Genomic DNA, 5,222 nt, shown 5'->3' on the forward strand with positions numbered 1-5,222 from the left:
GCTGCTGAAGAAACCAAGTTGCTTCGCAGACACGCTCTTTAAAAATCTACAGCCGATAAGTGTGGACGCTTGATGGAAGCGGTCCTGATCTCCGGATCAGGTCAGCAAAAGTATCAAGAGTCTCACACAAAAGTAAGTCAGGTTTGTGAAGCAATTCATTAACCTGTCAGCTTTGAGTGAGCGACCGGTTCATTAGAACCGAAAACAGTAACAGGTATTGAACTGAAGAGTTTGATCCTGGCTCAGATTGAACGCTGGCGGCATGCCTTACACATGCAAGTCGAACGGCAGCACGGGTGCTTGCACCTGGTGGCGAGTGGCGAACGGGTGAGTAATACATCGGAACATGTCCTGTAGTGGGGGATAGCCCGGCGAAAGCCGGATTAATACCGCATACGATCTACGGATGAAAGCGGGGGACCTTCGGGCCTCGCGCTATAGGGTTGGCCGATGGCTGATTAGCTAGTTGGTGGGGTAAAGGCCCACCAAGGCGACGATCAGTAGCTGGTCTGAGAGGACGACCAGCCACACTGGGACTGAGACACGGCCCAGACTCCTACGGGAGGCAGCAGTGGGGAATTTTGGACAATGGGCGAAAGCCTGATCCAGCAATGCCGCGTGTGTGAAGAAGGCCTTCGGGTTGTAAAGCACTTTTGTCCGGAAAGAAATCCTGAGGGCTAATATCCTTCGGGGATGACGGTACCGGAAGAATAAGCACCGGCTAACTACGTGCCAGCAGCCGCGGTAATACGTAGGGTGCGAGCGTTAATCGGAATTACTGGGCGTAAAGCGTGCGCAGGCGGTTTGTTAAGACCGATGTGAAATCCCCGGGCTCAACCTGGGAACTGCATTGGTGACTGGCAAGCTAGAGTATGGCAGAGGGGGGTAGAATTCCACGTGTAGCAGTGAAATGCGTAGAGATGTGGAGGAATACCGATGGCGAAGGCAGCCCCCTGGGCCAATACTGACGCTCATGCACGAAAGCGTGGGGAGCAAACAGGATTAGATACCCTGGTAGTCCACGCCCTAAACGATGTCAACTAGTTGTTGGGGATTCATTTCCTTAGTAACGTAGCTAACGCGTGAAGTTGACCGCCTGGGGAGTACGGTCGCAAGATTAAAACTCAAAGGAATTGACGGGGACCCGCACAAGCGGTGGATGATGTGGATTAATTCGATGCAACGCGAAAAACCTTACCTACCCTTGACATGGTCGGAACCTTGGAGAGATCCGAGGGTGCTCGAAAGAGAACCGATACACAGGTGCTGCATGGCTGTCGTCAGCTCGTGTCGTGAGATGTTGGGTTAAGTCCCGCAACGAGCGCAACCCTTGTCCTTAGTTGCTACGCAAGAGCACTCTAGGGAGACTGCCGGTGACAAACCGGAGGAAGGTGGGGATGACGTCAAGTCCTCATGGCCCTTATGGGTAGGGCTTCACACGTCATACAATGGTCGGAACAGAGGGTCGCCAACCCGCGAGGGGGAGCTAATCCCAGAAAACCGATCGTAGTCCGGATTGCACTCTGCAACTCGAGTGCATGAAGCTGGAATCGCTAGTAATCGCGGATCAGCATGCCGCGGTGAATACGTTCCCGGGTCTTGTACACACCGCCCGTCACACCATGGGAGTGGGTTTTACCAGAAGTGGCTAGTCTAACCGCAAGGAGGACGGTCACCACGGTAGGATTCATGACTGGGGTGAAGTCGTAACAAGGTAGCCGTATCGGAAGGTGCGGCTGGATCACCTCCTTTCTCGAGCTAATACCGCAAAATTGAGCGTTCACGCTTATCGGCTGTAAATCAAGACAGACTCAGGGGTCTGTAGCTCAGTCGGTTAGAGCACCGTCTTGATAAGGCGGGGGTCGTTGGTTCGAATCCAACCAGACCCACCAATTGTCTGGACAGTACCTTTGAGACGTCTCTGTATGGGGGCATAGCTCAGCTGGGAGAGCACCTGCTTTGCAAGCAGGGGGTCGTCGGTTCGATCCCGTCTGCCTCCACCAATCTTCAATGACAAACGTTCGGGTCAGGTTGACTCGAGTCTTTGTCATTGGCGATTGAGCCAGTCAGAGTGATGAGTACACAAGTGTGCTTATCGGCTGTCGTTCTTTAACAATCTAGAAGAAGTAGTAATTTGGATAGCGGAAGCGTCTATTTGAGATGGGCGTGGAAACTATCCGGGTTGTGATTGTATCGATGTATCTCAAGATGAACCGAACTTCATGTTCAGTTCAATATTGGAATACGGCACAAATGCGAGAACTCAACCTGTAGCAGCCTGTCGAGCGAAAGCGAGACAGACTCGTTATAGGGTCAAGCGAACAAGTGCATGTGGTGGATGCCTTGGCGATCACAGGCGATGAAGGACGCGGTAGCCTGCGAAAAGCTACGGGGAGCTGGCAAACAAGCTTTGATCCGTAGATGTCCGAATGGGGAAACCCACTCCTTTTGGAGTATCCATAGCTGAATACATAGGCTATGTGAAGCGAACGCGGTGAACTGAAACATCTAAGTAACCGCAGGAAAAGAAATCAACCGAGATTCCCAAAGTAGTGGCGAGCGAAATGGGAAGAGCCTGTACTCTTTATTTGTATTGTTAGTCGAACGCTCTGGAAAGTGCGGCCATAGCAGGTGATAGCCCTGTAGACGAAAACAGTATGAAAGAACTAGGTGTACGACAAGTAGGGCGGGACACGTGAAATCCTGTCTGAAGATGGGGGGACCATCCTCCAAGGCTAAATACTCGTGATCGACCGATAGTGAACCAGTACCGTGAGGGAAAGGCGAAAAGAACCCCGGGAGGGGAGTGAAATAGATCCTGAAACCGCATGCATACAAACAGTCGGAGCCTCGTAAGGGGTGACGGCGTACCTTTTGTATAATGGGTCAGCGACTTACGTTCAGTAGCAAGCTTAACCGAATAGGGCAGGCGTAGCGAAAGCGAGTCCGAATAGGGCGTTCAGTTGCTGGGCGTAGACCCGAAACCAAGTGATCTATCCATGGCCAGGATGAAGGTGCGGTAACACGTACTGGAGGTCCGAACCCACTAACGTTGAAAAGTTAGGGGATGAGCTGTGGATAGGGGTGAAAGGCTAAACAAACTTGGAAATAGCTGGTTCTCTCCGAAAACTATTTAGGTAGTGCCTCGTGTCTCACCTTCGGGGGTAGAGCACTGTCATGGTTGGGGGGTCCATTGCGGATTACCCCGCCATAGCAAACTCCGAATACCGAAGAGTGCAATCACGGGAGACAGACATCGGGTGCTAACGTCCGGTGTCAAGAGGGAAACAACCCAGACCGCCAGCTAAGGTCCCCAAATATAGCTAAGTGGGAAACGAAGTGGGAAGGCTAAAACAGTCAGGAGGTTGGCTTAGAAGCAGCCACCCTTTAAAGAAAGCGTAATAGCTCACTGATCGAGTCGTCCTGCGCGGAAGATGTAACGGGGCTAAGCTATATACCGAAGCTGCGGATGCATATTTATATGCATGGTAGGAGAGCGTTCCGTAAGCCTGCGAAGGTGCATTGTAAAGTGTGCTGGAGGTATCGGAAGTGCGAATGCTGACATGAGTAGCGATAAAGGGGGTGAAAGGCCCCCTCGCCGTAAGCCCAAGGTTTCCTACGCAACGTTCATCGGCGTAGGGTGAGTCGGCCCCTAAGGCGAGGCAGAAATGCGTAGCTGATGGGAAGCAGGTCAATATTCCTGCACCATTGTTAAATGCGATGGGGGGACGGATCGCGGAAGGTTGTCCGGGTGTTGGAAGTCCCGGTCGCTGCGTTGGAGAAGGCACTTAGGCAAATCCGGGTGCGTAATTCAAGGGCGTGGCGCGAGCTTCTTAGGAAGCGAAGCAATTGGAAGTGGTTCCAAGAAAAGCCTCTAAGCTTCAGTTTAACAGTGACCGTACCGCAAACCGACACAGGTGGGCGAGATGAGTATTCTAAGGCGCTTGAGAGAACTCGGGAGAAGGAACTCGGCAAATTGGTACCGTAACTTCGGGATAAGGTACGCCCCTGTAGCTTGACTGGCCTGCGCCAGAAGGGTGAAGGGGTTGCAATAAACTGGTGGCTGCGACTGTTTAATAAAAACACAGCACTCTGCAAACACGAAAGTGGACGTATAGGGTGTGACGCCTGCCCGGTGCCGGAAGATTAAATGATGGGGTGCAAGCTCTTGATTGAAGTCCCGGTAAACGGCGGCCGTAACTATAACGGTCCTAAGGTAGCGAAATTCCTTGTCGGGTAAGTTCCGACCTGCACGAATGGCGTAACGATGGCCACACTGTCTCCTCCCGAGACTCAGCGAAGTTGAAGTGTTTGTGATGATGCAATCTCCCCGCGGCTAGACGGAAAGACCCCATGAACCTTTACTGTAGCTTTGCATTGGACTTTGAACCGATCTGTGTAGGATAGGTGGGAGGCTATGAAACCGGAACGCTAGTTTCGGTGGAGCCGTCCTTGAAATACCACCCTGGTTTGTTTGAGGTTCTAACCTTGGCCCGTGATCCGGGTCGGGGACAGTGCATGGTAGGCAGTTTGACTGGGGCGGTCTCCTCCCAAAGTGTAACGGAGGAGTACGAAGGTACGCTAGGTACGGTCGGAAATCGTGCTGATAGTGCAATGGCATAAGCGTGCTTAACTGCGAGACCGACAAGTCGAGCAGGTGCGAAAGCAGGTCATAGTGATCCGGTGGTTCTGTATGGAAGGGCCATCGCTCAACGGATAAAAGGTACTCTGGGGATAACAGGCTGATACCGCCCAAGAGTTCATATCGACGGCGGTGTTTGGCACCTCGATGTCGGCTCATCTCATCCTGGGGCTGTAGCCGGTCCCAAGGGTATGGCTGTTCGCCATTTAAAGAGGTACGTGAGCTGGGTTTAAAACGTCGTGAGACAGTTTGGTCCCTATCTGCCGTGGGCGTTGGATATTTGAAGGGGGCTGCTCCTAGTACGAGAGGACCGGAGTGGACGAACCTCTGGTGTACCGGTTGTCACGCCAGTGGCATCGCCGGGTAGCTATGTTCGGAAGAGATAACCGCTGAAAGCATCTAAGCGGGAAACTCGCCTTAAGATGAGATATCCCTGGAGGCTTGACCTCCTTGAAGGGTCGTTCGAGACCAGGACGTTGATAGGTCAGGTGTGTAAGCGCAGTAATGCGTTCAGCTAACTGATACTAATTGCCCGTAAGGCTTGATCCTATAACCAGTCTGCGCCGATGTTCGCAGGTGC

2 tRNA genes and 2 rRNA genes are annotated in these 5,222 nt (G+C 52.5%); all 4 read left to right on the top strand.

The annotated features are described in order from the left end of the window. The first annotated feature begins 219 nt into the window (after positions 1–219). The 4 genes from F3J18_RS35425 (at position 220) to F3J18_RS35440 (ending at position 5,191) form a co-directional block, all read left to right on the top strand. Positions 220–1,752, top strand: a 16S ribosomal RNA gene (locus tag F3J18_RS35425). A gap of 63 nt (positions 1,753–1,815) precedes the next feature. After that, positions 1,816–1,892: transfer RNA gene (locus tag F3J18_RS35430), tRNA-Ile, on the top strand. Positions 1,893–1,927: 35 nt separating this feature from the next. Beyond that, a tRNA-Ala gene (locus tag F3J18_RS35435) sits at positions 1,928–2,003 on the top strand. 308 nt (positions 2,004–2,311) lie between these two features. Next, positions 2,312–5,191 (top strand): 23S ribosomal RNA (locus F3J18_RS35440). The 16S and 23S rRNA genes sit together here with 2 tRNA genes alongside, the layout of an rRNA operon. Positions 5,192–5,222: the final 31 nt, after the last annotated feature.

The sequence above is a fragment of the Burkholderia sp. Ax-1720 genome, assembly GCF_011753035.1.
In the GTDB taxonomy this organism is placed as follows: Bacteria; Pseudomonadota; Gammaproteobacteria; order Burkholderiales; family Burkholderiaceae; genus Burkholderia; species Burkholderia gladioli.